Here is a 25,100-nt window from a genome sequence, read left to right as displayed (position 1 = left end):
TCCTGCCCTGCTTATCCCTTCTACTTCAACGATTCTAAGTAAGCCACTCTTTCTTCGACCATTTCAGCAATCTTATAAAGCAACATATTGCTCATGCTACCAGTTCTAATTTCCAGTATGCCATCTGAATCCATTTCAAATAGAATATCTTCAACGAATTGATTATCAATATGTTCCATCAACCATTTGCTCAATAATTCATTCTGCTTATGTATCCTGTCATCATCAATTTCTACAATATCTATAAAGCCCTGCAACAACTTTAATTCTTTCTCATCATAAAGTTCACGTAAACTAAGCTTTTCAACCTTCAGATACTCTTCTTCTGTTCGCATTCTGATACGCCTTTTGTTATGGTCAATTGCCTGTTGTGAATAAGGCTTGCATTCATCTGGCAACTGACTAAATGGGATAACATAATTATCATCCCTGTCACGTTGGAAATATTTGGTTGTGTTCAAGAATCTGATTTGCCCATCCGTTAAAAATTCTAGATGCTCACCACTAAACCAATCAAGAAACTGACTGCCGAAATAATCATTTTTCATATGGAAAAGGTTCATCTCATTTGGCAATTCTTCAATTAATGGAAAATCCCCCTCACCATTGTTATTGACAACATCAATGCTTTCAACAATCGGCTTCATCCAACTGATTTCACCATTACTTTCAACTTTGTAACTGTTGTTAATCTTATTCGCATATTCAATTATTGCTGTTTTAATAGCTTTATTAATATTGTCATTGAGAATTAAATGTTCCTTCGTACCTGCAACCTTAACATATTCCCAATTAAAATCTTTATCTTTTGGCTCAAACGTCATCACTTTTTCAGTTGTAGCCATCATAACTTCACTAATGAAATCATTATACTCATTATTAAATAGCCACTTATAACTATTCCATAATGCACCAATAAATCTTTTAGATTTTTGAGCTGTCGGTTCATAATGAGGATATACCCCACCTTTTTTCTTATGAAAGTAATCATTTATAAATTTCACCCTATATTGCGAACTTTCATCATCAACAATATTAACTGTCTCTGGTTCATCTTCAACAAAATTTACCTTGAAATTCTCTGGTACAATCTCAATTTCCTTTTGTATGTGATTGCCATTATCATCAATTTCAACTTCTGCCCATCTTTTACCTGTCTTTATTCTGCTAATTTGCTGTGAAGCAACTCCAAACTGTTCACCAATTTGTTTTTGAGTTAACTCACCTTGCAATATCAAGAATTTAATCTTAGCAACATCATTACTGTTTAACTTTGCCATAACAATCAACCTTTGAAAGCAGCAACAAAATTTTCAATCTTATCTTCATCAACTTCAAAGTCAATTGATACCTTAACAAATGGGTATTTCTTTTCTAATGCTGCTGCTAATTTTTCGATTGTATCAAGTTCAATTTCAATCTGTTCAACTTCTTTAAAGTATCCCTCTGTATCGAATCCCTCATCATCAACAAAAGAAGCTTCAAAGTTATTCCTTGAATCAAATTCAATTTCTCCAAATTCATCCAAAACAATCACAGTTTCAATCTCATCTGGATTCATTACAACTTTTAATCCATCCATTGTCTTTGCGTGAATATAGCACCCTTCATCAATACAGGTAAATAAATGCGCTGTTTCCAACTTATTAAAATAAAATTCATTCACATTCCCTCTAAATCCAACTAAAACTCTTCTATCCATATTAAAAATGCCCCTTTTAATCTATTTATTTATCAATCTTTTTTATAAATCAGTTATCCTTTTTAATTTTCAATGCACGAACAAAAAGAGATGAAGAAATCCCTCATCTCTGCTCATGCACATTAGGAGAAAAACATAATATAAAAACATTATGATTAGTGCTCAACTTTTTCTTTATTGTCGCAAGATGTGCTTGGCAATGGTCAATGTAGCCACCGATAACGACATATGTATAATTATTAATTATTCATGCTTGCTAAGCGTTCATTCAATTCAGCAATCTTGGTTTGAAGTTCTTTATTATCAATTGTTAACTGCACATTAACTTGTTGAAGCTGTCGTATCTCTTTTCTTAGTGCTTCAATTTCTTCTCTTTGACCTTCAATCATTTCTTTTAACTCATCAATAAATTGATATGTATCTTGAGATAATTGAGTTCTATTATGAAGCTTCAATTTTGTACCATTGTTATTTTTAGTGATAAAGTATGTTACAACGCTGCCAAAAGCACTTGCAATCACCGCTAAAATTACTGTTTCTATCATTATTTTCACATCCTATTTATTTGAGTTTATCCCTTTTTTTCTCTTGTTGGGTATAAACCCAAACAAACCAAAAAGCCCTTGACAATAATATTGTGAGGGCTGTGATTTATAACATTTTAGTTATCCTTTGAATTATTTAATTTGCTCTATTTGGCAACCGTTTTGTATGGATAAGAAAATGAATTAAAAGTGTTCGACATTGAAGTCAAGCACCGAAATAACTTGCTTATTTACCCCTTCATTATAAATAGCTTTATGGACGGCAAATGTTCGGTTTTATATTAAAACTTTTTTAAAATAAATACCCTCTCATATATTTATCGCCCTAACTATGCTAAATTTTCCGTATTTTTTATTTTAACCTTTGAATAAATATTTCTTTGTTAGTGCAACGTATTGCTCAAGATTATCTATATACAGAATCATCTAAGCCCCGACGATTTAGCTAATTTAATCCTTTCACAATCTTTCACAATTCATCATTAAAATTTTTTAAGTAAGTTATGTATTATTTCTCCTTCGTTTTTTCGTGAAAACATTTTCATTATTTTGCATGATTAATACCCTTCTACATTGAGAAGGTGATTTTTGTTTCATGTTGTTGTATTAATTGTGTGTGAAGGTTAATTAGCTTCTGCCCACTCTTTTATCCAGTCATTATCTTTATTATCGCTTGCTATGCGCTCATAATTAATCTCACCATTTAACTGTGCTAGATATCTATCTATCATTGAGTTTGATTGTTCTTTTGTACTCTTACCTGTTTCAAATCTATCTTTCGCTTTTTCTAATTTGTCTTTCGCAATACTCCTAACATTTTCATTCTTATGGTTTAACCAACCTTCAATTCTGCTTTCACAATGCTTAACAAATCGCTCTGCCATTTTATCTCCGTTTTCTGCTTGTGCTTTACGATACAGGTATTCATCATAGTCTTTGTTGTCGGCAAATTTATCTTTGTTAAACCAATTACCAACTTTGTATTCTGCAAATTCCATTTCTTTATATGTTGGTGCAACCTCTTTAACAGATTTTGTTTCTTTCTTGACTTTTTCTTCTTTAACACTTGTTAAGATTGGTTTAACTGAATAAGTGTTAATATCTTGTTTAAGCTGTCCTGTACTAACCCAACCATTATCGAAGCCACCTTCTAGCTTATAGATAATTCCTGCTTCAACTGCCTTCTTAATAGCTCTCTTTGCTGTGCTTTCACTACAATCAAGTAATTCTGCCCATTTTGTATAGGAATATCTTGCCCCATCATTCCATTTAGCAACCATTACATAAATGTAAAAACCTGTTGGATTTAATTTTTCAACCTTGTTGTAAGGTACTCCTGTATACCCTTCTTCTTTATGAGGTGCAAATGTTACAATTAACATTTTGCCTTTTTCTTCAACATTGATAAGTTGCTTTTCTTTAAGTGATTCTAATGTTCCAATCACACGCTTCTTATTTTGTTTTTTATCTTTTAGCAGTTCCACATCTTCATTTAAGAAGTTTATGCCTGTTTTTACTCTATTTTCATATGTTCTTTCTGTCCATAAGTAGCTGAATAAGTATAATTCCTCTACGTTTAATCTGTTGTTGCTGTCCACCTCTAAAAGTGAATTTGATAAATTAATATAGTTTGCCATTGTTTGATTACTCCTTATTATTTACTGATTATCCTAGCAATTTACCTTGCAATCGGTTTTAGTTAAACTTCTTGTAACGCTTCATTTAGCTCTGGTGTGATTTGGAACAACCAAAATTTATTACCTGTTTTTTCGTGAATTGCAGAAGTAATAAATCCGATGCCTTTATCATATTTCAAATACTTCATAACCTTTTTGTCGTAACAGAAAAAGAAGTTGTTACTTATCATAATTGTCTATCCCCCTTTAAATGATTAATATGTATAACCATCTAGTGGTAAAGGCTCTAAGTGTCCTTTCAACCACAATGGTTTTAAAAAGTTTTTATCCCTTCACTAGTTTATCGCCCCAGGTAGGGGGAATTTTCCGTATTTTTACCCAATGAAATTTTAGGCACAATTGAACCCTTTCTCTTATTTAGGGGTGTCAAAACACTCCCTTTTTGGCAGTAAAATAACACAGGTTATATTTAGAAGTATCAAACAGTTACCTTTTTGGGTGTTTTTTGATACAGGTGGGGTGTCAAATAAATTCTTTTTTGGGTGCTTTTTAACACAGTATAAATAGAATACAATAGTAAATAGAATAAAATATGTATATCTTATCTTTTTCGCTTACGCTCGGTAAAAGACCTTGGGGCAAGCCCCAAACCCCAATCTTTAACAAACACCTATTTCTTCCTCTTTCTTTAAATTCACCTACATTTTAGAAAATTTAAGTCATAACAAATAGACTAATCCTTTTTAACCCCTTCACTTAAATAGCTTTGAGGACGGCAAATGTTCGTGTATTTGAAAAAAGTTTTTATAAATAAAGTACCCCTCATACAGTAAACCCTTTTGAAAGCACTTATTTTGCGCTTCCTATATCCTTGGATAAAGAGATTCACCATTATTGAAAATCTCTCAGAACGGCTATAAATGCGTTATAGAGGCATCTGAATTTAATTGCTTTGTTGAGGTTTAAACCACGTAGAAAGGCTGATTTACAAAGGAAAAAGCATCCTTAAAAAAGAGATGCTTTCATTTTCCACGTTCAATAAATATGTCATTACTCATCCTTGATTACATCATGCTTTACTTCGCCATCAGTTATCCATAATATAGCTATTTTATCACCATTAAGTAACACGACATGATATCCCTCACCAAGTTCCTCTTTTATAGTCTCGGATAAATCAGTAGTTGCATCAACTGTTTCATTCCACATTTCAATGCCAATATCACCACTAGCGTACATATCTAATTCTTTGATTACCCCTTCGTTAATAGGAATAAGAGTAAACGCTTTATTCTTTTTATCAAAATCAACTTCAAATGAGCCTTCCATTCGTTTTTGAAGAGCACTTACAATTTCCTCTTCCGACATACCTTGATTTGCTTCTTCTTGTTCTTTTGCTTTTCTAGCTTCTTCCCTGTCTTTTCTAGCTTCTTCACGCTTTTCTCTTGCTTCTTGGATGTCTTCTGACGTCTTAGCTTCTGTGTTCTCTTTCGGTGCTACAGTTTCTACATTACATGCCACCAAGCTAATCGTAAAAATAGTCATACCCAACAGTAACAGCGTTTTTCTCATAAAACCATCTCCACTTTTGTTTTGTAAACATAATTACCTATGACAATATGATTATACAATAAATATATTCAGTTTTATAGGAAAATTGCCAAAAATAAAATCACCTAGAGAAACTTTCTCCTTGGTGATTTTATTTTTACTTATGACTAGGTGATATTACTTCTTGAAATCATAGGTCATTTCATCATTTTTTATAGCTTCAATCAACAATTTTCTAAAATACTCATTTAAATCTACTTTGCCTGCAAACTCTTCTCTAACAAGTATTATCTCTGTCTTTTTAGCCATTGGTTAACAACTCCTTATTAAAATGTGTCTCTTTAAGTTATAACACTCACTCTATTATGAATGGCTTTGTGATTTATATTGACGTATTAACAAATCTGCTAAGGTTTCGTATAAATCCATCCCTATCACTTTATCTTCTATAGGTTCTGGGTGTTTATAAAACACGAGTGTGCAGTTCCCATGCACTTCTTTTTTTATAATTTCTCGCTCCTCTTTATTATTAATGTCTTCCATATAAAAACCTCCTATATACTCCAGCTCGTTAGTGATTAATTATAAATATAGCTTAATTAAAAATCAAGTTATTTAATTAAATTTTAATTAAATTCAGATAAATATAACAAATAATGATATATTGTTTAACTCCTGCTATTGATAATCATCAATGGGCAGCTCGATTTTGCTAACTATCTTCAAGAATCGGGCTTAACTTTTGGATTTTGTAGCTGATATGCTAGTTTTTTTATAGTCTCATCATCGTTATTGAGCCAATATTTATCTAAAACTTGCACAACTTTAGCAACCTCATCATAAGAAGCTTCAATTTTAATGGTTTGGCTGCCGATGTTAATTTCTTTCATTGTTAGTCACGCCCTTTATTTAAATTCATTAATGGACTTGATGATGCAGCTTTTTTGCTTAATTCATCATCATGCAATGATTCTAAATAACGCTGTGTAGTTGTTACTTGAGAATGACCTAATAAGCGACTTAAACTATAGACATCAATCCCTGCCATAATGCTCTGGACTGCATAATAATGACGGAACATGTGAGGCGATACTCTTCTCCCTTTTATCCCTACACGTTCACTTGCTTCTATGACAAGATTATAAACTGCTACTGTTGACATTGCTTTCCCTTGATAGGCAAGAAAATAATTATCATTGTATTTGATTCTGTCCTTGAAATATTGCTTTTTAATCCGTTCATATCGTATTAGAATCTTTTTTAATGCAGGAGATATAAATACTATACGTTCCTTATTTCCTTTCCCAAACACCTTAATATCCGTTTCACGAACATCTTGCTCTTTTATCCCTGCAATCTCCATAGCACGTAAGCCACAATCACTCATCATAGCAATAACCGCCTTATTTCTTATCTCTAAATATTCCTTGTTGTTGAACGACTCCATCATGGCTATTACTTCTTTTGTTGTTAAACCTGTCAATAACATTTTAGGTAGTTTTGGCAATGTAACCTTGTCCATTGGGTTCTTCTGCAAATATTCTTCCTTCACGCACCAATTAAAAAATGCTTTGACCTGTTTTGCCATTGAAACAATAGATTGTGCTTTTAACCCTTTAACCTGTTTTTGACGAACATAAGACTTTAAATCATGTGAAGTAACACTTTCTAATTCAGTTATTCCTCTTTTTGTTTCAAGAAACACCTTTAACTGTTTATATTCTTGACGTTTATTAATCAATGTTTTTTTAGTAAAATTTCTCGATAAGCAATAATATTCATACTCTTTTAAAATATCCTCTATTAACATGACATATCACCACCCCTACTTAATTTTTCAAAAGATAAAATTAAGTGAAGAAAAATTAACCAAAAATTGCTTAAAAACATAAAAAAACCACTCCTTCTGCTTTATTTTTCAACAGGTAAGTGGTTTTCGAGAAAAATTAACCTAATTATTTATAAAGTGCGGTGATAGATTAACCAAAACAAAGTTTTTCTATGTAAAAGGGTTAACTAAATACTGTCAAACCCTTGATACGCTTGCTTTTACTTATCACTTTGATTGTTCATTGCACGCATCATTTGATTAATTTTCTTTTGCGATGGTTTTTGGCCCATTTGCATCATTAATGTCCGAAGCATCTGCTCATTAATAGGTGGATTCTTTTTCAAATAGCTCATCATATATTTTCTTGCAATGAAAAATCCAAGAGCAACACCAGCAATTAACGCTGCTATAGCAATTAATACGACCCAAATTGTGCTCATTTCTAGTTCTTCCTCCTTCGTGTTGTCTCTTATACAGTATATTAAATTATAGCTGTGAATACAATCGATTACGAAAAGATTGTAATAAATTAATGAAAATCGCTGGCATGACTACTTTATTGATTCATATGAGCTTGTCTTACAATACAGAATAATGGACAAAAACCTATCTATTTTGGACGGATTTTGATGCTGAATTGAAATTGCAAAATAGAAGCGGTAATTTATTATCATACATGCTTTAATGTACAATAGATTAGTGTTTGTCTCCTCCCCTTGCTTATTGTTATATTTAACCCGTAATTTCTCAAGAACATTTTTAATTCCAGATTCGTACTCTTGGCACCCCACCACTTAATTTACCATGTTTTCATTTCTCCAATTACAGGGAATACATAAGATGATATATCAAATAGTCCTTATAAAGCTATGCTTAATTATGGGATTAGTTTTTATAAATCCACATATTTCTTAGTATTTTTAACAAGGGGCGTATAGTGAGCGAGAGACTTCCTAATAAATAAGCTATACTTCCAAATAACTCAGTAGAAGAAAAGAAATTTAATATACTTCCAGTAACAAAGAAAATCCCCACTAACACATCTCCAACTAATTGAAAAAAAGTATATTTCTTTTTAAAGTAAACTTCTAAGGATTGACCATATATACTTATATCTTTTGTATAACCTCTTGTATATGTTTTTGTCTTTAGTAATCGCATCTGCTAATCCCCTCCCTATTAAGTTCACAAATAATAATACCCTTTTCACAGTAAACTACACGTAACATAGCCCTTTAAAATTCTTTACTAAATTATTAGGAGGTGGAGAATCATGGCAAACAAGCAAACTTTTAAGACAGGAGAAAAAGCACCAGAAAGCGGAACTTTTAAAGTAGACAGCTTAGTGGATGGTGGATCAACTACTCAGGACAACACTGAGATTGAAATAGAAGAAGGCGAGCAATTCCCTCCTTCTCCATCTAGTAATGAAGCTGCTAATTGGGTTAAAGCATAATATGAGAGCAATGGAAAAGCCCTTACTCAATTGTAGGGGCTTTGTTTTATAAAGCGTCAGTACTGTCAATAGTTTCCAATTATTGCAGCGTTAAAGATTTTGTAAAGTATATTAAATTATAGCCGTGAATACAATATTTGTCTCATTCTAATATGGTTATTTTGTGTAATCGGAGAGATCCACCCATAATTTGATACATTTTTCCCTTGTACAAATACAAAGGGATGACAATTGCGCAACATAGGAAATAATAACATCGCAGCTTCTTCCAGTTCTGTGCACCGGAAATACAAATGCCCATTTTCAGCATAAAGACAAATTGTAATTTCATTTTTATTTAAGTAGAGCATATGACCATCTGTTTTGATAGAAATATGCTCAAAGGCTTGAACATTTAACTGTGCTGCAATTGTCTGTAAAGGAATATGATGGGTAATATATATGTATTGTGCTTTTAAATCTTCTCTCGTTGGATTAGCCTCATATTCTTTAAAAAAGCGGTAAAGTATATCACATTTGTGAAAATAAGATCTTGCGACATCCTCTTTGATCCAATAAATAGCATACTCCATCACATCTAGTCTCCTCCCTTTTCATTCTATTATAGAGAAGTCAGATAGAGAAGAATGTCATATTAACATGCAAATAACAACTAATTTTGTCGAAAAGACAAAACAAAAGGAAATAATAATTTTTTCTGGGATATTACCTTTTCTATGATTGAAAAATTTACTAGAAAGCTTTCTTCGTAAGATACAATTTCGCATAAAATAAAGATGGTTCCATTATGGGACCATCTTTATTTGAAGTTTTTTATTTTAAAACTTCCTTAACATGTTTGATAACATTTTCAACTGTAAATCCGTACTCAGTGATTACTTTTTCTCCTTTCGCTGAAGCACCGAAACGATCAATACCAATGATTGCACCTTCGTCACCTACATAACGCTCCCAACCAAATGATGACGCCATTTCAATACCGACACGAGCTTTTACATGCGGTGGCAATACTTCATTACGATATGCTTCATCTTGCTGCTGGAAACGATCCCAAGAAGGCATGCTTACTACACTTACATCAATATCTTTTTCTAGTAATTCTTGTTGTGCTGCTACCGCTAATTGAACTTCAGATCCTGTTGCAAGCAATAATGCGTCCGGTGTTTCTTTCTTAGACTTACTAATTACATATGCACCTTTTTTAACACCTTCATAAGCGTTTTCCTTTGTGCCTTCTAGTGTTGGCAAGTCTTGTCTCGTTAATACTAGAGCAGTTGGTTGTTCTTTTGATTCTACCGCAAGTCTCCATGCTGCTTGTGTTTCATTTGCGTCAGCAGGACGAATTAAGGATAATCCTGGTATAGCACGCAATGCTGCCAAATGCTCTACAGGCTCGTGTGTAGGTCCATCTTCACCGACCGCAATGGAATCATGGGTAAATACGTACGTAACCGGTGTGTTCATAATAGAAGATAAACGAACAGCTGGACGTAAATAGTCACTAAACACGAAGAACGTACCTGCGTACACATTTAAACCACCGTGTAATGCCATTCCATTCAACGCTGCTCCCATTGCATGCTCACGAACACCAAACCAAATATTTCTCCCAGCGTAGTTTTCACGAGTATAATCATCTTCATCATTCATAGTTGTTTTATTGGATCCCGCTAGGTCAGCGCTTCCGCCGAATAAGTTAGGAACTGCTTTTGCAATTGCATTTAGAACCTTCCCGGAAGATGCCCTTGTTGCTAACGTGTCTTTACCAGGCTGGAATACTGGAAGTTCTTTCTCCCATCCAGCAGGAAGTTCTCCGTTAATAGACAGTTCAAGCTCTTTAGCTGCTTCTGGATATTTCTCTTTGTAAGCAGTAAATAATTCATTCCATTGTGATTCCTTTTCTGCACCGTCTTTTACGATTTTTTCATTAAAATCCGCATATACTTCATCTGGCACATGGAAATCCTCATGTGTCCATTTGTAATATTCTTTTGTTAGTACTACTTCATCTGCTCCTAAAGGTGCACCATGTGATGATGCAGACGCAGATTTATTTGGAGATCCATAACCAATTATTGTTTTTATCTCAATTAATGTTGGCTGGGCTGTATTGTTTTGTGCTTCTTTAATCGCATGACGAATCGCATTTAAATCGTTTCCGTCTTCAACACGAATCACCTGCCATCCATAAGCCTTAAAACGTTGCTCTGTATTATCAGAGAAGGAACGATTCAAGTCACCATCAAGTGAAATATCGTTTGAATCATATAACGCAATTAACTTGCCTAGACCTAAATGTCCTGCAAGGGATGCTGCTTCATGTGAAATACCTTCCATTAAATCGCCATCACTAACAAGTGCATACGTGTAATGGTCAACAATAGATAAATTTTCTTTATTAAACTTAGCCGCTAAATGAGCTTCAGCCATTGCCATACCAACAGACATTGCAATCCCTTGTCCAAGTGGACCAGTTGTTGCTTCGACACCATCTGTATGGTTTACTTCAGGATGTCCGGGTGTTTTTGAATCCCATTGGCGGAAATTTTTCAAATCATCAATTGTAACATTGTAGCCAGATAAGTGAAGCAAGCTGTATAATAGCATGGATCCATGTCCCGCAGAAAGTACGAACCTATCTCGGTTAAACCATTTCGAATTCTTTGGATTATGATTCATGAAGTCTGCCCACAGTGTATATGCCATTGGCGCAGCTCCCATTGGTAATCCTGGGTGACCGGAATTCGCATGCTCAATCGCATCAATCGACAAGGTACGAATTGTATTTACTGATAACTGTTCAATCTCATGTGACATAGTTTCTTGCACCTCTCGTTTCTATATTAATGGAGTATTCTACTTCATTCTATAATGAAACCGGTTTTGTAACAAGTAATTCCCTCTATTTTGTTTGCTGTCCAAACAAAATAGATTATAAATAAGTAAATAAACAGTCATACAAACAAAGAACAGATGATCACTTATCTAATTGATCAAACTGTTCTTTACGATAGGGTGCATTAACAATTAATGCATTTTATTTCTTTTTTGTAAATCTCGTACTTTTTGTGGTGTAACATCATTTCCAGCAGGGTCAATTACTGTCATTGTTTTAAATTGGTTTTTAAAAGAACTCCGTACATTATTCAAATATTCTTCTCTTAATTGCTTTTGTTCTTTTTTTTCCTTTTCCGATAACCCTTCTTCTTTAGCTTTTTTTGCTAATATATTAATACGTTCTAGTTTTTCTTTCGTTAGCATAGAACGGACCTCCCACTGTATAGTATAACAAAAAACAAAGACAAGAATAACATACCTATTCCTGTCTTTACATCGTACTCTACACGCTTCAGATATTCAAGTATTTCGAAATTCCTGATACCTGCGATGAACCGTTGCTTTTGAAACGTTATATCCCAAGCCATTTAATGTTTTTGCAATTTCGTCAAAAGTGAGGTTATTTTGACGCAGGCGGACAACTTCTTCAATAGGAAAAGATATACGATCTCTGCCTGGCGCATGATTTGAATTAGAAAGGTTTTTACTCGGGTTATACCCTTCCCGAATCGCTTTATTCATCCCGCGTTTAATCTTCATATTATGAATTTTGCGCTGATATTCCTCTACAATTCCTACAATCTGCAAAACCATTGAATCTGACTCTGTTAATTCCAATTCCCCATCGTGCATCACAGTATAGATAGGGATCTGCATTTTATTTAGCTGATGAAATAGAGCAATCTTCGTATTCCCTCTGCCAAGTCTTGTCTCATCTTGAATTAATAAACAATTGGCTTTGTTTGCAGCAAAACAATCAAGCATTTTAAATATACCTTCTCGTTCAATTTCATAGCCGCTCTCTTGTTCCTCAATACAATCAGCAACCGTAAAATTATGTTTATCTGCAAGCTTGTAAAGCTCTTGCTTCTGCCTGGCTAAAGATGTCTCTTGTGTCTTTTTATCTGTGCTGACACGGCAGTATATCAGTGCATTCAATGCGTCGTACTCCTTTATTGCAATATTTTACCCGCTAATAATGATAGAAAAGTATAAGAACCCTAATGTTAATGCAAAAGCTACTAAATAAAAAGCATCCGTTTTTGAAATTTTTTCAAACATCATTTATAGCCCCCTTTTTAAGAACTATTGTTCGGTTAACGAAAGTATACTACCGAACATATGGTCCTGTCAACATATTTTTAGAACGAACGTTTGCTTATGTATACGTAAAATGGTAAACTATCATTAATAAATCCTATGTAAGAGGTGAAAAAGAGATGACAAAACTTTCAAAAAGGCAACAAATGATTCTTGATTTTATAAAAGATGAAGTTAGTAAAAAAGGATATCCACCATCTGTACGGGAAATAGCAGCTGCTGTTGGTCTTGCCTCCAGTTCTACTGTACACGGACATCTCGAAAGAATTGAATCGAAAGGATATATTCGCCGGGACCCTACGAAACCAAGGGCGATTGAAATTATGGATCTATCAGAAGAGAGTCATATTCCAAAAGAAGAGGTTCGCTATGCACCAGTGATTGGTAAGGTTACTGCTGGAATCCCGATTACTGCCGTTGAAAACATTGAGGAATTCATTCCACTTCCGAGTACAACCGCAAGCCCTGATGATAATTTATTTATCCTGGAAATTGATGGAGAAAGTATGATAGAGGCCGGTATTCTTGATGGTGATATGGTTATTGTAAAGCAGCAAAACACGGCAGATAATAGTGATATTGTTGTGGCAATGACCGAAGATAATGAAGCAACCGTGAAACGCTTTTTTAAAGAAAAAGGTCATATTCGTCTGCAGCCAGAAAATGCAACAATGGAGCCTTTAATTTATCAAAATGTTACAATTTTAGGAAAAGTAATAGGCCTGTACCGGAACATCCATTAATTTATTGACCTTTCTTCAACAACAGCTAAAAGGTGCGAATCCCATGCATATGCATAATAGTCTAGCCCTAACACAAAAGTGTTGGGCTATTTTTTTATGAACAGCACGCACTTGCTGTAAGCAGCACGCAGAATAGTTCTATAAAAATAGAAAAAGTACCGTTCACCCCTATAATTCGCCTAATAAACGATTAGATTATAAAAACAGACGCTGTGTCCATTTGTTAGTTTGGTGATTATTTCGTGGGTACAAGCCAAACATCAAGCATTGAGCTTCATTAAATATTTAACCGCACTCACCAAATAAACACGCTTCATAATTCGTTAAATACTGCTCTCTTTCCCAAGGGTGAACAGTTGTTCTAATTCTATACTATAAAATAATTCTATTTCATACTCTTTCAAGTTCTCGATTACATTGAATTTTAGTATTTTCCACTTCGTAAATTAGAACATCTGATATTAATAGTTTTGGGGCATCACTGGGGCGTGAATTGGGGAATAATATTTTTGACTGTCTTAGCTTTGATGTCTGTCATTTTAAACGTGTTTCTTCCTATTTATATAGTACACCATCTAACATAAACCATCATAATAAGAAAGCCGTACTAAAACAAAGCGACAACGCAATCATAGCATAATTTATTAACCGCACTTATTGCGGTTTTTGTTTACATAAAAAATAACCCCTAAATGGAGTTAATCAAAATACTATGGTGCTCTTTAACAAAAGCACCATAGAGTTGAAGATAAAAAAATAGACTTTTATTAAACAATCGCGCCCTATTGTTTAAGAGTGTCTGTGTTTCACATTATATTCTTTAATACCATCTCTCAGCGTAAATGTCCTGTTCCAGGCAGCAGCTTGTATACCTTGTAAGTGGCATTTCATCGACATGGTTGATAGCTGATTACGATGAAGAGAGCTTGCCCTTGAATTGATTGAGCTTTTCAGTTGTTTCTTCAATCAGCTTTGTCACCTTATTGGTATCCGGCTTTTCTTTCTGTGCCTCGCCGATGAGCGGATACAGGCTCTCTTCAATATTTTCATAAGCATCTGGATTTTGTTCTTCTACCTTCTCTTCAATGGGCTCCCAGTTTTCTGAAAGGGATTTTCCTTTACTATTGATATTATCGGTGTCATCCGGCGAGGTTTCAGCGGTATTCTTCAATTCCTGAAGGGAAGTCAATACCTTTTCAATCCCTTTATTCAAAGAGTCTGAACTGTTTTCCTCTCCATTTTTAGGAGCTTGTTCTGATTTCTGTTCATTTTCTTCGTTTGATGATTCGCTATCGTTGCCCGATGCACAGGCGGATACTACCACGGCAGTGATTAAGAATACGGACAGCAACAATAAGTTTAATTTTTTCATCTTAACACCTCTTTTATTAGTTTGTTCCATTTTAACAACGGATAAACGTCAAGTGAAATAAATATTAATAATAGTCATAATAGGAATTTTCTATAAAGGAATCCGAAGCTTCCGAATTGGGAATATTCAATTAATTCCAGTAATCTAGCCCGATTGCCGAAAAGATGATCAGACCGAACATTTTAGCTATCCTGTCAGTTAATTGAAAGGACCGCCATATGAACGGTCTCCTTATTGTATCAATGCACCGGTTAGCTTAATATTAACATTTGCATATCATTAAAATATTTCCATCAGGATCTTTGAAATTAAAATAATGATTATGTTCGATTTGTGTAATTAAATCAACGTCTTTATTACTCATAAAATCAAATGCTTCTTCAATGTTTTTTGTATTGAAGTGGAATGCTGGGGTTTTAAATACTTTATCCTCTGAATAAATCTTGCTGTCTAACACAATCCCTGTGCCTTCCATAGGTATAACGTAAAGATGACCAAACTGAATTTCTCCATCTGTCTTTAGTCCTAAAATATCGCAGTACCAATCTCTCGCCTTCTCTATGTTGCTTACTGGGATAAATACTGTTCCGATTTGTTTTAAAATTGGATTATACATAAAAACACCCCTTTAAATGAGTCTATTAAATATTTCCATATATTTAATATAAAATCCTGCTTCTTTAGCATAAAATGAACGCCATTGTGACGATCTCATTGTTTTATTAAAGCAGCAGCTAACAAAATGATAATTTAATTATTTCATATTAACTAAGAGTGTACTTCATCTTCCTTTGTTTTATCCAAATATTCGAAGAAACCCAAATGATTTCCCCAAGGGTCTGTAAAGGATTGATACCATTTTTGACCCTCCTTAATATCTTTTACACGGAATTGAATCGCCATTTCAAAAATCAATATTATCTTCCCCCCTACCACCGTCTAACAAAATCACTACATATACCGTCAATTAATAATTGTGGGCTAATGCAGTTATAACAAAAAAGGGTATTTGTTTTAGATGAGCTGTCCATACCTATCTAACCTCTACGAATACACTATTTAATGAGAAGGAAAAAAAGATGGTGGTGTTTAAGTGTATAGAAGAGTCAAGGATAATGAAAACAAACCGAGATCAACTTGTCAAAGACTTGCAGATATTATCGGTGGTGAAGTAATACAATCGGAACCTGTTTGTGTAGTGATGCGGCTTCGTGACGATATTAGAGCATCTATCTTAGGTCGTCGCACGCGTTCTCCACTAGCCCTTCCTTTCATGTTATCCTTTGAAGATAATGGTTTAAATTTAGGAGAAACTGTTATTCTTCAAAAGGAAGTGAATCCTATGATTCATGCATTGCAAAGAAGGGGAATTATCGTAACAGCATTTCATAACCACTGGTTGTTTGAAGAACCTAGGTTAATGTACTTGCATTGGGAGAATGTTGGTATGAATCCATTCGATTTTGCAAAGAAAAGTTTTGCAGCCGCAAAAGAAGCTGGTCTATTTTAAAAATTGAGCCATTGTGACATATAATGAACACAATGGCTTTTTTCTGTCAACCCTAGCCTAGATACTTGATTCGCTAAAAATAAAGCAAATGACTGGCGAGGTTATGGAGCGATATTATACAGGTGATAAAGCAGGACCGTTTGATTGTAAAGATAGACGATGGAATGTATTAGAAAACCTTGATATATAGGAATTTAATAATCTTTTTATTATTTTGCCATATTTTAAGGTATAATATTTTTGAGGTGAGTACAATATGGATTTTAAATCTATTGCTAAAAAAGGTGCTAAGGCATGGAAAGATATGGATGCACAAAAAAAGGACAAATTAAAGCAAGAAATCAACAAGAAAGTAAAGAGCGAATCTGCTAACAAGATGATTAATAAACTATTTAAATAAACCCACAATTATTTAGGGCTAGGCGTGCGAATAAAAACTTATCATTTTGAATATCCTATAAACAAAAAGTAGGAGATAATCAATGAAAAACTTAACTCGTGACCAAGTAATAGAAAGTCTTAATTTATTATTACATGAGGGTGTTACCGATAAATTAAACGAACAAGTGAAAAATGCAGGTGAACGGTGAACATGGTTATCCAAGCTTTTTGGTAACTAGTAGCAGAGGAGAATCTGTTGAAGTGCTCCTTGATTGGAATAAAGAAGAAGATATTTTATCTTACTCAATAAATGAAGATTTCAATTCAGAATAAAAACAGCCCCCACAATTAGGTGGTTACCCCTAAAAGTTAGAGTTTTATTATGCAGCTGATTGGCTGGATTGAGTTCGGTATTCGACTGGACTCATTCCAGCCAATTTTCCTTTTGAACGTTCTTGGTTGTACCAGTAGATATACTCTTCAATTCGTCTTTTTAATTCTTCATAGCTTACTAATTCTCCCCCATAATACATTTCTTGTTTTAAAATGCCAAAGAAATTCACCATAGAAGCGTTGTCTGCGCAGGTTGCTTTACGTGACATGCTTTGGAATAATTTATTTTCTTTTAATGTCCTCACCCATTGGTTGTGCTGGTAATGCCTTCCCTGATTGGAATGAATGGTGGTACGATAGGTTGCACGATTCTTTATTATCTCTATTGCCTCTTGTAAAGGTTCCATGACAAGATCTAATGTTGGACGTTTCTTGATTTCATACGCAATAATTTCTCAATTATAAAGATCAAGAATCGGATTTAAATATAACTTCACTTCACCAAGACATTTGAATTCTGTAATGTCCGTTACTAGTTTTTGAAGAGGAATAGGTGTGTAAAAGCGGCGAGATAATCGGTTTTTAACTACTTTTCCAACCTTCCCTTTGTAGGAATTGTATTTACGGGATTTCCGCATAAATACATTTCAATCCCAATTCTCGCATAATACGATACACCTTTTTATGATTAATTTGATGTCCTAATTTCTTTAATTCTTTCGTGATACGTTTATAGCCATAGCGTTCATGAAACTTTTTAAATAGGCGTGTAATGAGTTCTTTTAATTCTGTATCCGTATCTTCTCTGCCAAAACTCTTTACATGGTAGTGGTAGGTTGCTTCAGGAATACCTATGACATAGAGAATATCTTTTAATCGAAATCCTTCTTCTTTGAGTTCGAATGCCACCTTTGCTTGTGCTTTTCGTGGAAGGCATTCGGATCCTCCCGAAAAGCTCTCAACTTTTTTAGGTACGCATTTTCTAGTCGCAATAATTCATTCTCACGTTCTAATTCTTCTTCACGTGTTAACTTCTTTTCTTCTTTTTCCTTTTGCTTACTGGTTTTCTTAGACATAGAAGGTCGCCCCTTTGGTTTTGTTTTCAGGCCTTCTATTCCTTGTTCGCGACATGCTTTCAACCAGCGCACAATTAAGGAAGGGTTGTTCAAATGAAATTGAACAGCAGTTTCTTGATAAGAAGCACCTGTCTCCAACATAAATTGTACAGCATCTAATTTAAATTGAACAGAATACTCCTTCTTCGTCTTTCTTCGTTTTAACCCTTCCATGCCCTGTACTTTATAAGACCTCACCCAATTTTTTAATGGGGTACTACTGGGCATATTATATTTTTTCGCCAACGATTTATATCCAAGATGACCATACAAATACTCGGTGACAAGCTTTATTTTAAATTCTTCATTATATTTGACCATAAAAACACCCCCGAAAATTAGATTTCTACTCTAACTTTCGGGGGGCGGTACCTTAAGTGGAGGCTTATTTTTTTATAAAAGTTCTTATTAGTAATATCTGTTACAACAATGACAGAATTTCTTCTTACAATTATTAAAGTGGTGGTGGCAATGACACCAATCATCATGCTTCTCTTTACATGGATCGAAAAAATCATGCTTCTCTTTACATGGATCAAAAAAGTCATGCTTCTTTTTACATGGATTAAAAAAGTCATGCTTCTTTTTACATGGATTAAAAAAGTCATGCTTCTCTTTACATGGATTAAAAAAGTCATGCTTCTCTTTACATGGATCGAAACAGACATACTTCTTTTTACATGGATCGAAACAGACATGCTTCTTTTTACATGGATCAAAACAGCTCATAACTTCTACCTCCTTCATTATAAATTATGCAACTAAGAATTAAAGGGGTGGACAAAGTTAATAGTAGAAAACACATTTTTATATTTAAAAAAATTACTAATTGCTGTTAGAGAGAGAATAATAGATTAATTTACTTGAAACGTAACTTAGATCAATTGAACAAATGAAATGCAATGAAAATGTTTATTGGCAAGTTCATAAAAGACTTAACAAATTGATTGTGATAAAACTCGTAAGAAAAGTAATAAAAAAAAGATTCAAAGAGATAATTTAATTTGAGGGTATGACTTATAAAGTGTTATCCATTGAAAGATATACCCCCACAATTAAGTGGAGGCCTGTTAAGTGGAGGCCTGTTTTTCTGTACAGCTAGAAAAAAATAGGTAAACATTAATATTAAAAGATAGTATAAATTGAATTTAACAGTAAATAATACTTAATGCGAAGGCTTTAAAGCCTCCCTTTTCCCTTAAGCGCCCTTATGTATGTGAGGGCATTTTTACTTAACTCTTAGCCTTTGTCCCGGCTTAATTACGTCGCCAGTCAATCCATTAAGGCACTTGATAGTATTAACAGTAGTATTATACTGCTGTGCAATACCCCACAACGTCTCCCCAGATTTCACTGTGTGGTATACAGCTCCTACACAACTGAAAATTAAAACACATCATCTTTGCTGGACTTAGAATCGATATTCATTTTCATGCTATCAATATCCTTCTCATTTTCCTTAGATCGATTTTCAGCACCTTTAGCAATCTCTTACGTTTCATTCTTTCATATCCAACAAGCTATCTAATTTGCCATTGTGATCAGCAAGCGAAACCTTAACTTCCATAAGGATCGTCATGAACTTTTCCATTTCCACTCTTCCTTATTGTCTGGCATGCTCGACCCCCTAACTATATTTTTCTGCATAAAAAAAGACACCTGTTAAGATGCCTTTTTTTGATCCACTAAGATATCTATTAAGCTTATAATTAATGAATCTAGCTTAGCAGTATTTAGTATTTTTCCTTTATCTAAATAATATCCGTATTCTCCAAGACAAATTAAAAGAACAGTAAATGCCATAGACAAGAAAGGTTATTTAGGTAGAACTGTTATGGATAATTGAAATAGATAAGCGAGCATTGCGGTATAAAATATAACTGTAAAGAGATTAGTATTATTACTTTCCTTGATTGATAAAATCTGTGCTTTTAAAATTTATAATTCAATATCCAATACGATGAATACATGAATAAAATACTAAAATGAAAAAATTTGGGGCATATCTGGAGCACAGGTGTTTTACGTTTTCTATTTATGATCCGTGCCCCAAGCGTAAACCCCAAGAATTTTCAATTCGTTTCAATCATTTATTGGGTGATTATTTCGTGGGTACATGCCAAACATCAAGCATTGAGCTTCATTAAATATTTAACCGCACTCACCAAATAAACACGCTTAATAATTTGTTAAATACTGCTCTCTTTCCCAAGGGTGAACAGTTGTTCTAAACATATCCCATTCGATTTCCTTCGCTTCAATAAAATGTTCAAATAAATGCTCACCTAGCGCCTCTACAAGTACATCATCTTTCTTTAATTCACTCAAAGCATCCATTAATGTCGCAGGCAAATCTTTGATTCCATTTGCTTCGCGCTCAGCTTTATCCATAACATAAATATTACGGTCAATCGATACTGGCGGCTCCATTTCATTCTTAATACCATTTAATCCGGCTGCCAACAATACAGAAAGCGCCATATATGGATTTGCAGATGGATCAACACTTCGAACTTCAATACGAGTGCTTAAACCTCTAGATGTCGGGATTCGAATTAATGGACTTCGGTTTGAACCAGACCAAGCAACATAACAAGGTGCTTCGTAGCCAGGCACTAATCGTTTATATGAATTTACAGTTGGATTGGTAATGGCAGTAAAATTCGTAGCATGCTCTAAGATGCCAGCAAGGAAATGAAATGCTGTGCCACTTAATTCCATATCACCATTTTTATCGAAGAACGAATTCTCTTTACCAGAGAATAAGGACATATTCACATGCATTCCTGAACCATTTACCCCGAAAAGTGGTTTTGGCATAAATGTAGCATGCAGGTTATGCTTTCTTGCAATGGTTTTAACAACCAATTTAAAGGTTTGAATATCGTCAGCATGTTTGATGGCATCAGAGTATTTAAAATCAATTTCATGCTGTCCTGGAGCAACCTCGTGGTGTGAAGCTTCAATTTCAAAGCCCATTTCTTCCAGTTCGAGAACAATATCTCTGCGACAGTTTTCCCCCAAGTCTGTAGGTGCTAAATCAAAATATCCACCATGGTCATTTAATTCAAGTGTAGGGTCACCATTTTCATCCAGTTTGAATAAAAAGAATTCAGGTTCAGTCCCAATATTAAACGCAGTGAATCCCAGCTCTTCCATTTTCTTTAAATTACGTTTCAGATTGTATCTAGGGCATCCAGAAAATGGTGTGCCATCCGGGTTATAAATATCACAGATAAAACGTGCAACTTTTCCTTTTTCTGATGTCCACGGGAAAACTACAAACGTGTCTAGATCCGGATGTAATCGCATATCCGATTCTTCAATCCGTACAAATCCTTCAATTGAAGAGCCATCAAACATCATCTTATTATCTAAAGCTTTATCTAGTTGACTTAATGGAATTTCCACGTTTTTGATTGTTCCAAGCATATCCGTAAATTGCAAACGAATAAACTTAACATTTTCCTCTTTGATTTGCTTTTTGATGGATTCCTTCGTAAACCTTTCTCCCATTATCATATCTCCTCCTAAAAAAATATATTGTAAGTATGCATTTGGGAAGCTTTTGCAAAATGCTTCCCATACATACTTAGCACCTGTTCCAGTGAAGCTTATACATTGGAATGAAATGTATGCTTCTTGATGAATGGCTTAGCTGCATCTATACAGTTGGGTAAATTGTTATATAAACTTAACTGCGAAAAAATCTTGAAAGCTCGCCTTGTCGTAAACTTGTTCTTCCTAGTCTGCCAACTTCATTTAATTCATTTTTTAATATTTTTCGAAGTTCTTTATCAGATATATCCGATTTCTTCTCAATCCTATCTTCTACGATTACCTCTCCATCAAGCAAAAGTTTTATCCCTGCTAAATTCAATCCTCTATCAAGAAGATTTTTAATTTCTAAAAGTTTATCAACATCATTGAAGGAAAACAAACGCTGATTACCAGAGGTTCGTTCTGGAGCGATTAAACGATTCTCTTCATAATATCTGATTTGTCTCGCTGTTAGTTCCGTTAGTTTCATAACAATTCCAATTGAGAACAAGGGCATCGAACGACGATCTTGATCATTCACAAGATAACCCCCTAAGCTTTTATGAAACCAGTATAAATTATGTAAGATACCATGTCAAACAAATGTGAGGAAACCTAACAAAAGCTTAAAAACAACCTTTCACACTCTTTTCTTCCCTATTCTGCAGATAAAAAACCTTTTTGGTGTAATACTTTTACAGATTCTTTTAAGGCAATTTTCACGTGAGAATAGGTTAGTCCACCTTGAACAAATGCTGTAAACGGCTCTCGAATCGGTCCATCCGCTGACAACTCAATGCTCGCACCTTGTATAAATGTACCAGCCGCCATAATGACTTGATCCTCATATCCAGGCATTTCACTGGGATATGGCGTAACAAAGGAATTTACTGGTGAATGTTGCTGGATTGCTTGACAAAAGGCTATCATTTGACTTGCATCTTTGAATGTAACTGACTGAATTAAATCTGTTCGTTTATCTTCATAGCCTGGTGATGTTTGAAATCCTGCTAGGTCCAAAAAACGCGCGGTTAACACCGCTCCCTTTAACGCTTCCCCAACGATATGCGGAGCAAGGAAGAAACCTTGGTACATTTCCTGAAGCATATTCATCGTTGCACCAGTTTCTTTACCAAGACCAGGAGCTGTTAATCGATTCGCACATTGATGAATTAAATCAGCTCGTCCAACAATATACCCTCCAGCTCGCACGATCCCGCCGCCCGGATTTTTTATTAATGAACCAGCCATGATGTCCGCCCCTACCTGAAGCGGTTCTTTATCTTCCACAAATTCACCATAGCAATTATCAACAAAAATAATTATGTTCTCATTGATTTCTTTTATAAAGCGAACCATGTCACCAATTTCGTCCACTGTAAAAGATGGCCTTTCATCATACCCCTTTGACCGTTGTATTCCGATAACCTTTGTTTTTTCGTTAATTGATTCTTTTACTTTTACATAATCGATTGAACCATTTTCTGTTAGGGAAACTTCATTATAATTAATATGGAATTCTATTAATGAACCCGCATTATTTCCTCGCTTACCAATCACTTCTTCTAATGTATCGTATGGTTTTCCAGTTATATAAACTAATTCATCATTTGGACGCAATAATCCAAATAAAGCTGTTGAAATCGCATGTGTTCCAGAGACGATTTGCGGGCGAACCAGTGCATCTTCGCCGCCAAAAACATTTGCATAGACTGCTTCTAAACCTTCTCGTCCTAAATCATCATACCCATAGCCACTTGTTGAATTAAAATGACTATCGCTAATTCGATTTTGAATAAAAGCATCGAGCACTTTTTTTTGATTTATTTCTACAGTCTTATTAATTTCTTTAAAGCGTTCGCTGCACTCATTTTCCGCTTGTGTTATCCATTTTTCTATCATATTTTGTTTCTCCTCTTCCAGCTGTTCGTTGTTCATCAAAAGCAAGTTTGCTTTTGATTATTGCAGGTAATGATTTAATGCATGATCTTTTCTTATATATCCTTGAATAAGATAGCTATTTTTCTCTTCTTCAAATAGTTTGCGTGTAATAATTGTTTCTTGGATCAGTTTATTAATTAAGCTCCCTTGATCGGGTTTTAATTCTACCGAATAGTGCTGCCATTGTTCTTTAAGCATATCTTCTACTTTTTGCAGCACTTGCTCATTATCATTTTGATTATAAGCACTTATAAAAAGGTATGGATGATTATCCGGTATAAAATCCCCGCTCACCATGTCTTTTTTATTATACAGTGTCAGCATTGGTAAGTGTTCTGCACCAAGTTCTTCAAGCAAGTGATTTACAGTATCCTGCTGCTCCACTCGGTTCGGATGGGATGCATCTACCACATGCAACAAAAAATCTGACTCAACTACTTCTTCTAAAGTTGACCGAAAAGATGCGATTAATGCCGTTGGAAGTTCCTGAAGAAACCCAACCGTATCTGTCATAAGCAGTTCGAATCCTGATGGCAAACGCACTTTTCTCGTCAAAGGGTCTAATGTTGCGAAAAGAAGATCCTCTTCAAGTGAATTACTCATCGTTAATCGGTTAAATAACGTTGATTTTCCTGCGTTTGTATACCCTACGATTGCAATTTGGAGAATCGCGTTATTTTTTCTTCTTTTGCGGTACTGGGTTCTTTGATTAACAACGAGCTTCAATCTTCGCTTAATATCATCAATTCGCTTATTGATATGCCTGCGGTCCGTTTCCAGTTTTGTTTCCCCTGGACCTCTTGTACCAATTCCGCCTCCAAGCCTTGACATGGCAACACCTTGACCGTGTAATCTTGGCAGCATATATTCTAGCTGAGCAAGCTCAACCTGCAGTTTACCTTCCTTGGTCCTTGCCCGCATTGCAAATATATCAAGAATAAGCTGGCTGCGATCAATAATTCTTACTCCAAGAAGATCCGTTAAATTTCTTAATTGTCCTGCCGAAAGTTCATCATTCGACAGGACGAGATCAATTTCTGTTTCTTCCATTACTGCAAGCATTTCATGCACTTTTCCCTCGCCTATATATGTAGCAGGATGGATACGGTTTCTATTTTGTGTCATTACCTTTTCTACCGTTCCGCCTGCAGTTTTACTAAGTGAGATTAATTCTTCTAATGTGGATTGAAATTGATCATCATTTTGTGTCTTTTGTTTGACTGCAATAATTAGTATTTTTTCTTTAGACATTTGTAACCTCTTTCTTTTGTCTCCTGCTTTTTAA

General features: G+C 34.5%; 32 protein-coding genes. 5 read left to right on the top strand and 27 right to left on the bottom strand.

What is annotated here, in order from left to right:
• Positions 1–20 precede the first annotated feature (20 nt).
• The 12 genes from NSQ77_RS19920 to NSQ77_RS19865 all read right to left on the bottom strand — a co-directional run bounded on the left by NSQ77_RS19920 (position 21) and on the right by NSQ77_RS19865 (position 8,427).
• Positions 21–1,280 (bottom strand): hypothetical protein, encoded by a 1,260-nt coding sequence (locus NSQ77_RS19920; RefSeq protein WP_339227823.1) that lies wholly within the window; start codon positions 1,278–1,280, stop codon positions 21–23.
• A 5-nt stretch (positions 1,281–1,285) separates the two neighbouring features.
• On the bottom strand, positions 1,286–1,702 hold the full coding sequence (locus tag NSQ77_RS19915) for a hypothetical protein (protein WP_339227822.1): 417 nt from the start codon (positions 1,700–1,702) through the stop codon (positions 1,286–1,288).
• Between the two features lie 239 nt (positions 1,703–1,941).
• A complete protein-coding gene (locus tag NSQ77_RS19910) occupies positions 1,942–2,247 on the bottom strand; it encodes a hypothetical protein (RefSeq protein WP_339227821.1) in 306 nt (101 codons plus the stop codon).
• A 623-nt stretch (positions 2,248–2,870) separates the two neighbouring features.
• Complete coding sequence (locus NSQ77_RS19905; RefSeq protein ID WP_339227820.1) at positions 2,871–3,884, bottom strand: hypothetical protein; 1,014 nt, start codon at positions 3,882–3,884, stop codon at positions 2,871–2,873.
• 62 nt (positions 3,885–3,946) lie between these two features.
• The gene (locus tag NSQ77_RS19900) at positions 3,947–4,114 is read right to left on the bottom strand and encodes a hypothetical protein (protein ID WP_339227819.1); all 168 of its coding nucleotides are present in this window, start codon (positions 4,112–4,114) and stop codon (positions 3,947–3,949) included.
• 820 nt (positions 4,115–4,934) lie between these two features.
• Positions 4,935–5,456, bottom strand: coding sequence for a hypothetical protein (locus tag NSQ77_RS19895; protein WP_339227818.1), 522 nt, complete (start codon positions 5,454–5,456; stop codon positions 4,935–4,937).
• Positions 5,457–5,612: 156 nt separating this feature from the next.
• A complete protein-coding gene (locus NSQ77_RS19890) occupies positions 5,613–5,744 on the bottom strand; it encodes a hypothetical protein (RefSeq protein WP_339227817.1) in 132 nt (43 codons plus the stop codon).
• A 54-nt stretch (positions 5,745–5,798) separates the two neighbouring features.
• On the bottom strand, positions 5,799–5,978 hold the full coding sequence (locus NSQ77_RS19885; RefSeq protein ID WP_339227816.1) for a hypothetical protein: 180 nt from the start codon (positions 5,976–5,978) through the stop codon (positions 5,799–5,801).
• Between the two features lie 179 nt (positions 5,979–6,157).
• Positions 6,158–6,325: a hypothetical protein gene (locus NSQ77_RS19880; protein ID WP_339227815.1), complete on the bottom strand. Its 168-nt coding sequence runs from the start codon at positions 6,323–6,325 to the stop codon at positions 6,158–6,160.
• Between the two features lie 2 nt (positions 6,326–6,327).
• Complete coding sequence (locus NSQ77_RS19875; RefSeq protein WP_339227814.1) at positions 6,328–7,245, bottom strand: tyrosine-type recombinase/integrase; 918 nt, start codon at positions 7,243–7,245, stop codon at positions 6,328–6,330.
• A 239-nt stretch (positions 7,246–7,484) separates the two neighbouring features.
• Complete coding sequence (locus NSQ77_RS19870) at positions 7,485–7,706, bottom strand: YneF family protein (protein ID WP_339227813.1); 222 nt, start codon at positions 7,704–7,706, stop codon at positions 7,485–7,487.
• Positions 7,707–8,151: 445 nt separating this feature from the next.
• A complete protein-coding gene (locus NSQ77_RS19865) occupies positions 8,152–8,427 on the bottom strand; it encodes a YrhK family protein (RefSeq protein WP_339227812.1) in 276 nt (91 codons plus the stop codon).
• A 112-nt stretch (positions 8,428–8,539) separates the two neighbouring features.
• Between NSQ77_RS19865 and NSQ77_RS19860 the strand changes: the two genes are divergently transcribed.
• Positions 8,540–8,722, top strand: a complete 183-nt coding sequence (locus tag NSQ77_RS19860; protein WP_339227811.1) for a YjzC family protein — start codon at positions 8,540–8,542, stop codon at positions 8,720–8,722.
• A gap of 116 nt (positions 8,723–8,838) precedes the next feature.
• Here the strand turns inward: NSQ77_RS19860 and sirA are convergent, their stop codons facing one another.
• The 4 genes from sirA to NSQ77_RS19840 all read right to left on the bottom strand — a co-directional run bounded on the left by sirA (position 8,839) and on the right by NSQ77_RS19840 (position 12,718).
• Positions 8,839–9,294, bottom strand: coding sequence for a sporulation inhibitor of replication protein SirA (sirA, locus tag NSQ77_RS19855; protein WP_339231106.1), 456 nt, complete (start codon positions 9,292–9,294; stop codon positions 8,839–8,841).
• Between the two features lie 241 nt (positions 9,295–9,535).
• Positions 9,536–11,539: a transketolase gene (gene tkt / locus NSQ77_RS19850; RefSeq protein ID WP_339227810.1), complete on the bottom strand. Its 2,004-nt coding sequence runs from the start codon at positions 11,537–11,539 to the stop codon at positions 9,536–9,538.
• Positions 11,540–11,749: 210 nt separating this feature from the next.
• Entirely contained in the window at positions 11,750–11,983 is a 234-nt protein-coding gene (locus tag NSQ77_RS19845; protein WP_339227809.1) for a DUF896 domain-containing protein, read from the bottom strand.
• Positions 11,984–12,079: 96 nt separating this feature from the next.
• Entirely contained in the window at positions 12,080–12,718 is a 639-nt protein-coding gene (locus NSQ77_RS19840) for a recombinase family protein (protein WP_339227808.1), read from the bottom strand.
• A gap of 281 nt (positions 12,719–12,999) precedes the next feature.
• Here NSQ77_RS19840 and lexA point away from each other — a divergent pair, with 281 nt between their 5' ends.
• The gene (gene lexA / locus NSQ77_RS19835; RefSeq protein ID WP_339227807.1) at positions 13,000–13,623 is read left to right on the top strand and encodes a transcriptional repressor LexA; all 624 of its coding nucleotides are present in this window, start codon (positions 13,000–13,002) and stop codon (positions 13,621–13,623) included.
• Positions 13,624–14,533: 910 nt separating this feature from the next.
• On the opposite strand, the gene NSQ77_RS19830 is transcribed toward lexA, so the two are convergent.
• The 3 genes from NSQ77_RS19830 to NSQ77_RS19820 all read right to left on the bottom strand — a co-directional run bounded on the left by NSQ77_RS19830 (position 14,534) and on the right by NSQ77_RS19820 (position 15,910).
• Positions 14,534–14,995, bottom strand: coding sequence for a hypothetical protein (locus NSQ77_RS19830; RefSeq protein WP_339227806.1), 462 nt, complete (start codon positions 14,993–14,995; stop codon positions 14,534–14,536).
• Positions 14,996–15,257: 262 nt separating this feature from the next.
• Positions 15,258–15,611 carry a VOC family protein gene (locus NSQ77_RS19825; RefSeq protein ID WP_339227805.1) on the bottom strand — a complete coding sequence of 118 codons (354 nt, stop codon included), beginning with the start codon at positions 15,609–15,611 and terminating at the stop codon, positions 15,258–15,260.
• Positions 15,612–15,763: 152 nt separating this feature from the next.
• The gene (locus NSQ77_RS19820) at positions 15,764–15,910 is read right to left on the bottom strand and encodes a hypothetical protein (protein WP_339227804.1); all 147 of its coding nucleotides are present in this window, start codon (positions 15,908–15,910) and stop codon (positions 15,764–15,766) included.
• 178 nt (positions 15,911–16,088) lie between these two features.
• Between NSQ77_RS19820 and NSQ77_RS19815 the strand changes: the two genes are divergently transcribed.
• Both NSQ77_RS19815 and NSQ77_RS19810 read left to right on the top strand, forming a co-directional pair.
• Positions 16,089–16,505 carry a DUF1259 domain-containing protein gene (locus tag NSQ77_RS19815; RefSeq protein WP_339227803.1) on the top strand — a complete coding sequence of 139 codons (417 nt, stop codon included), beginning with the start codon at positions 16,089–16,091 and terminating at the stop codon, positions 16,503–16,505.
• Between the two features lie 256 nt (positions 16,506–16,761).
• Positions 16,762–16,905: a hypothetical protein gene (locus NSQ77_RS19810; protein WP_339227802.1), complete on the top strand. Its 144-nt coding sequence runs from the start codon at positions 16,762–16,764 to the stop codon at positions 16,903–16,905.
• 361 nt (positions 16,906–17,266) lie between these two features.
• On the opposite strand, the gene NSQ77_RS19805 is transcribed toward NSQ77_RS19810, so the two are convergent.
• The 3 genes from NSQ77_RS19805 to NSQ77_RS19795 form a co-directional block, all read right to left on the bottom strand.
• Entirely contained in the window at positions 17,267–17,626 is a 360-nt protein-coding gene (locus NSQ77_RS19805; RefSeq protein WP_339227801.1) for an IS3 family transposase, read from the bottom strand.
• Positions 17,627–17,840: 214 nt separating this feature from the next.
• Positions 17,841–18,128: an IS3 family transposase gene (locus tag NSQ77_RS19800; protein ID WP_339227800.1), complete on the bottom strand. Its 288-nt coding sequence runs from the start codon at positions 18,126–18,128 to the stop codon at positions 17,841–17,843.
• Positions 18,092–18,655 carry a transposase gene (locus tag NSQ77_RS19795; RefSeq protein ID WP_339227799.1) on the bottom strand — a complete coding sequence of 188 codons (564 nt, stop codon included), beginning with the start codon at positions 18,653–18,655 and terminating at the stop codon, positions 18,092–18,094. Before NSQ77_RS19795 ends, NSQ77_RS19800 begins: the two co-directional genes overlap by 37 nt.
• Positions 18,656–18,805: 150 nt before the next feature.
• Here NSQ77_RS19795 and NSQ77_RS19790 point away from each other — a divergent pair, with 150 nt between their 5' ends.
• Positions 18,806–19,099, top strand: coding sequence for a hypothetical protein (locus NSQ77_RS19790; protein WP_339227798.1), 294 nt, complete (start codon positions 18,806–18,808; stop codon positions 19,097–19,099).
• 463 nt (positions 19,100–19,562) lie between these two features.
• Here NSQ77_RS19790 and NSQ77_RS19785 read toward each other — a convergent pair whose 3' ends face one another.
• From NSQ77_RS19785 to hflX, 5 genes are all read right to left on the bottom strand, one after another.
• Positions 19,563–19,688, bottom strand: coding sequence for a LysM peptidoglycan-binding domain-containing protein (locus NSQ77_RS19785; RefSeq protein WP_339227797.1), 126 nt, complete (start codon positions 19,686–19,688; stop codon positions 19,563–19,565).
• An 824-nt stretch (positions 19,689–20,512) separates the two neighbouring features.
• Positions 20,513–21,850: a type I glutamate--ammonia ligase gene (glnA, locus tag NSQ77_RS19780; protein WP_339227796.1), complete on the bottom strand. Its 1,338-nt coding sequence runs from the start codon at positions 21,848–21,850 to the stop codon at positions 20,513–20,515.
• Between the two features lie 178 nt (positions 21,851–22,028).
• The gene (locus NSQ77_RS19775) at positions 22,029–22,391 is read right to left on the bottom strand and encodes a MerR family transcriptional regulator (RefSeq protein WP_339231104.1); all 363 of its coding nucleotides are present in this window, start codon (positions 22,389–22,391) and stop codon (positions 22,029–22,031) included.
• Positions 22,392–22,531: 140 nt separating this feature from the next.
• Positions 22,532–23,776, bottom strand: coding sequence for a methionine gamma-lyase family protein (locus NSQ77_RS19770; RefSeq protein WP_339227795.1), 1,245 nt, complete (start codon positions 23,774–23,776; stop codon positions 22,532–22,534).
• 57 nt (positions 23,777–23,833) lie between these two features.
• Positions 23,834–25,066, bottom strand: coding sequence for a GTPase HflX (hflX, locus tag NSQ77_RS19765; protein ID WP_339227794.1), 1,233 nt, complete (start codon positions 25,064–25,066; stop codon positions 23,834–23,836).
• Positions 25,067–25,100 lie beyond the last annotated feature (34 nt).

The organism is Oceanobacillus sp. FSL K6-2867 (genome assembly GCF_037963145.1).
Classification (GTDB): Bacteria; Bacillota; Bacilli; order Bacillales; family Amphibacillaceae; genus Oceanobacillus.
This window is presented reverse-complemented; position numbering and strand designations above follow the sequence as displayed.

Bases quoted from the DNA above. Each gene is read 5' to 3' on its own strand.
- hflX (WP_339227794.1), bottom strand. From the start codon at position 25,066: ATGTCTAAAGAAAAAATACTAATTATTGCAGTCAAACAAAAGACACAA.
- NSQ77_RS19830 (WP_339227806.1), bottom strand. From the start codon at position 14,995: ATGAAAAAATTAAACTTATTGTTGCTGTCCGTATTCTTAATCACTGCC.
- NSQ77_RS19900 (WP_339227819.1), bottom strand. From the start codon at position 4,114: ATGATAAGTAACAACTTCTTTTTCTGTTACGACAAAAAGGTTATGAAG.
- NSQ77_RS19880 (WP_339227815.1), bottom strand. From the start codon at position 6,325: ATGAAAGAAATTAACATCGGCAGCCAAACCATTAAAATTGAAGCTTCT.
- sirA (WP_339231106.1), bottom strand. From the start codon at position 9,294: ATGGAGTATGCTATTTATTGGATCAAAGAGGATGTCGCAAGATCTTAT.
- NSQ77_RS19905 (WP_339227820.1), bottom strand. From the start codon at position 3,884: ATGGCAAACTATATTAATTTATCAAATTCACTTTTAGAGGTGGACAGC.
- NSQ77_RS19770 (WP_339227795.1), bottom strand. From the start codon at position 23,776: ATGATAGAAAAATGGATAACACAAGCGGAAAATGAGTGCAGCGAACGC.
- NSQ77_RS19910 (WP_339227821.1), bottom strand. From the start codon at position 2,247: ATGATAGAAACAGTAATTTTAGCGGTGATTGCAAGTGCTTTTGGCAGC.
- NSQ77_RS19895 (WP_339227818.1), bottom strand. From the start codon at position 5,456: ATGAGAAAAACGCTGTTACTGTTGGGTATGACTATTTTTACGATTAGC.
- tkt (WP_339227810.1), bottom strand. From the start codon at position 11,539: ATGTCACATGAGATTGAACAGTTATCAGTAAATACAATTCGTACCTTG.
- NSQ77_RS19875 (WP_339227814.1), bottom strand. From the start codon at position 7,245: ATGTTAATAGAGGATATTTTAAAAGAGTATGAATATTATTGCTTATCG.
- NSQ77_RS19920 (WP_339227823.1), bottom strand. From the start codon at position 1,280: ATGGCAAAGTTAAACAGTAATGATGTTGCTAAGATTAAATTCTTGATA.
- glnA (WP_339227796.1), bottom strand. From the start codon at position 21,850: ATGGGAGAAAGGTTTACGAAGGAATCCATCAAAAAGCAAATCAAAGAG.
- NSQ77_RS19790 (WP_339227798.1), top strand. From the start codon at position 18,806: ATGACACCAATCATCATGCTTCTCTTTACATGGATCGAAAAAATCATG.
- NSQ77_RS19795 (WP_339227799.1), bottom strand. From the start codon at position 18,655: ATGGTCAAATATAATGAAGAATTTAAAATAAAGCTTGTCACCGAGTAT.
- NSQ77_RS19825 (WP_339227805.1), bottom strand. From the start codon at position 15,611: ATGTATAATCCAATTTTAAAACAAATCGGAACAGTATTTATCCCAGTA.
- NSQ77_RS19775 (WP_339231104.1), bottom strand. From the start codon at position 22,391: ATGCCCTTGTTCTCAATTGGAATTGTTATGAAACTAACGGAACTAACA.
- NSQ77_RS19890 (WP_339227817.1), bottom strand. From the start codon at position 5,744: ATGGCTAAAAAGACAGAGATAATACTTGTTAGAGAAGAGTTTGCAGGC.
- NSQ77_RS19865 (WP_339227812.1), bottom strand. From the start codon at position 8,427: ATGCGATTACTAAAGACAAAAACATATACAAGAGGTTATACAAAAGAT.
- NSQ77_RS19885 (WP_339227816.1), bottom strand. From the start codon at position 5,978: ATGGAAGACATTAATAATAAAGAGGAGCGAGAAATTATAAAAAAAGAA.
- NSQ77_RS19915 (WP_339227822.1), bottom strand. From the start codon at position 1,702: ATGGATAGAAGAGTTTTAGTTGGATTTAGAGGGAATGTGAATGAATTT.
- NSQ77_RS19845 (WP_339227809.1), bottom strand. From the start codon at position 11,983: ATGCTAACGAAAGAAAAACTAGAACGTATTAATATATTAGCAAAAAAA.
- NSQ77_RS19860 (WP_339227811.1), top strand. From the start codon at position 8,540: ATGGCAAACAAGCAAACTTTTAAGACAGGAGAAAAAGCACCAGAAAGC.
- NSQ77_RS19810 (WP_339227802.1), top strand. From the start codon at position 16,762: ATGGATTTTAAATCTATTGCTAAAAAAGGTGCTAAGGCATGGAAAGAT.
- NSQ77_RS19870 (WP_339227813.1), bottom strand. From the start codon at position 7,706: ATGAGCACAATTTGGGTCGTATTAATTGCTATAGCAGCGTTAATTGCT.
- lexA (WP_339227807.1), top strand. From the start codon at position 13,000: ATGACAAAACTTTCAAAAAGGCAACAAATGATTCTTGATTTTATAAAA.
- NSQ77_RS19805 (WP_339227801.1), bottom strand. From the start codon at position 17,626: ATGGAACCTTTACAAGAGGCAATAGAGATAATAAAGAATCGTGCAACC.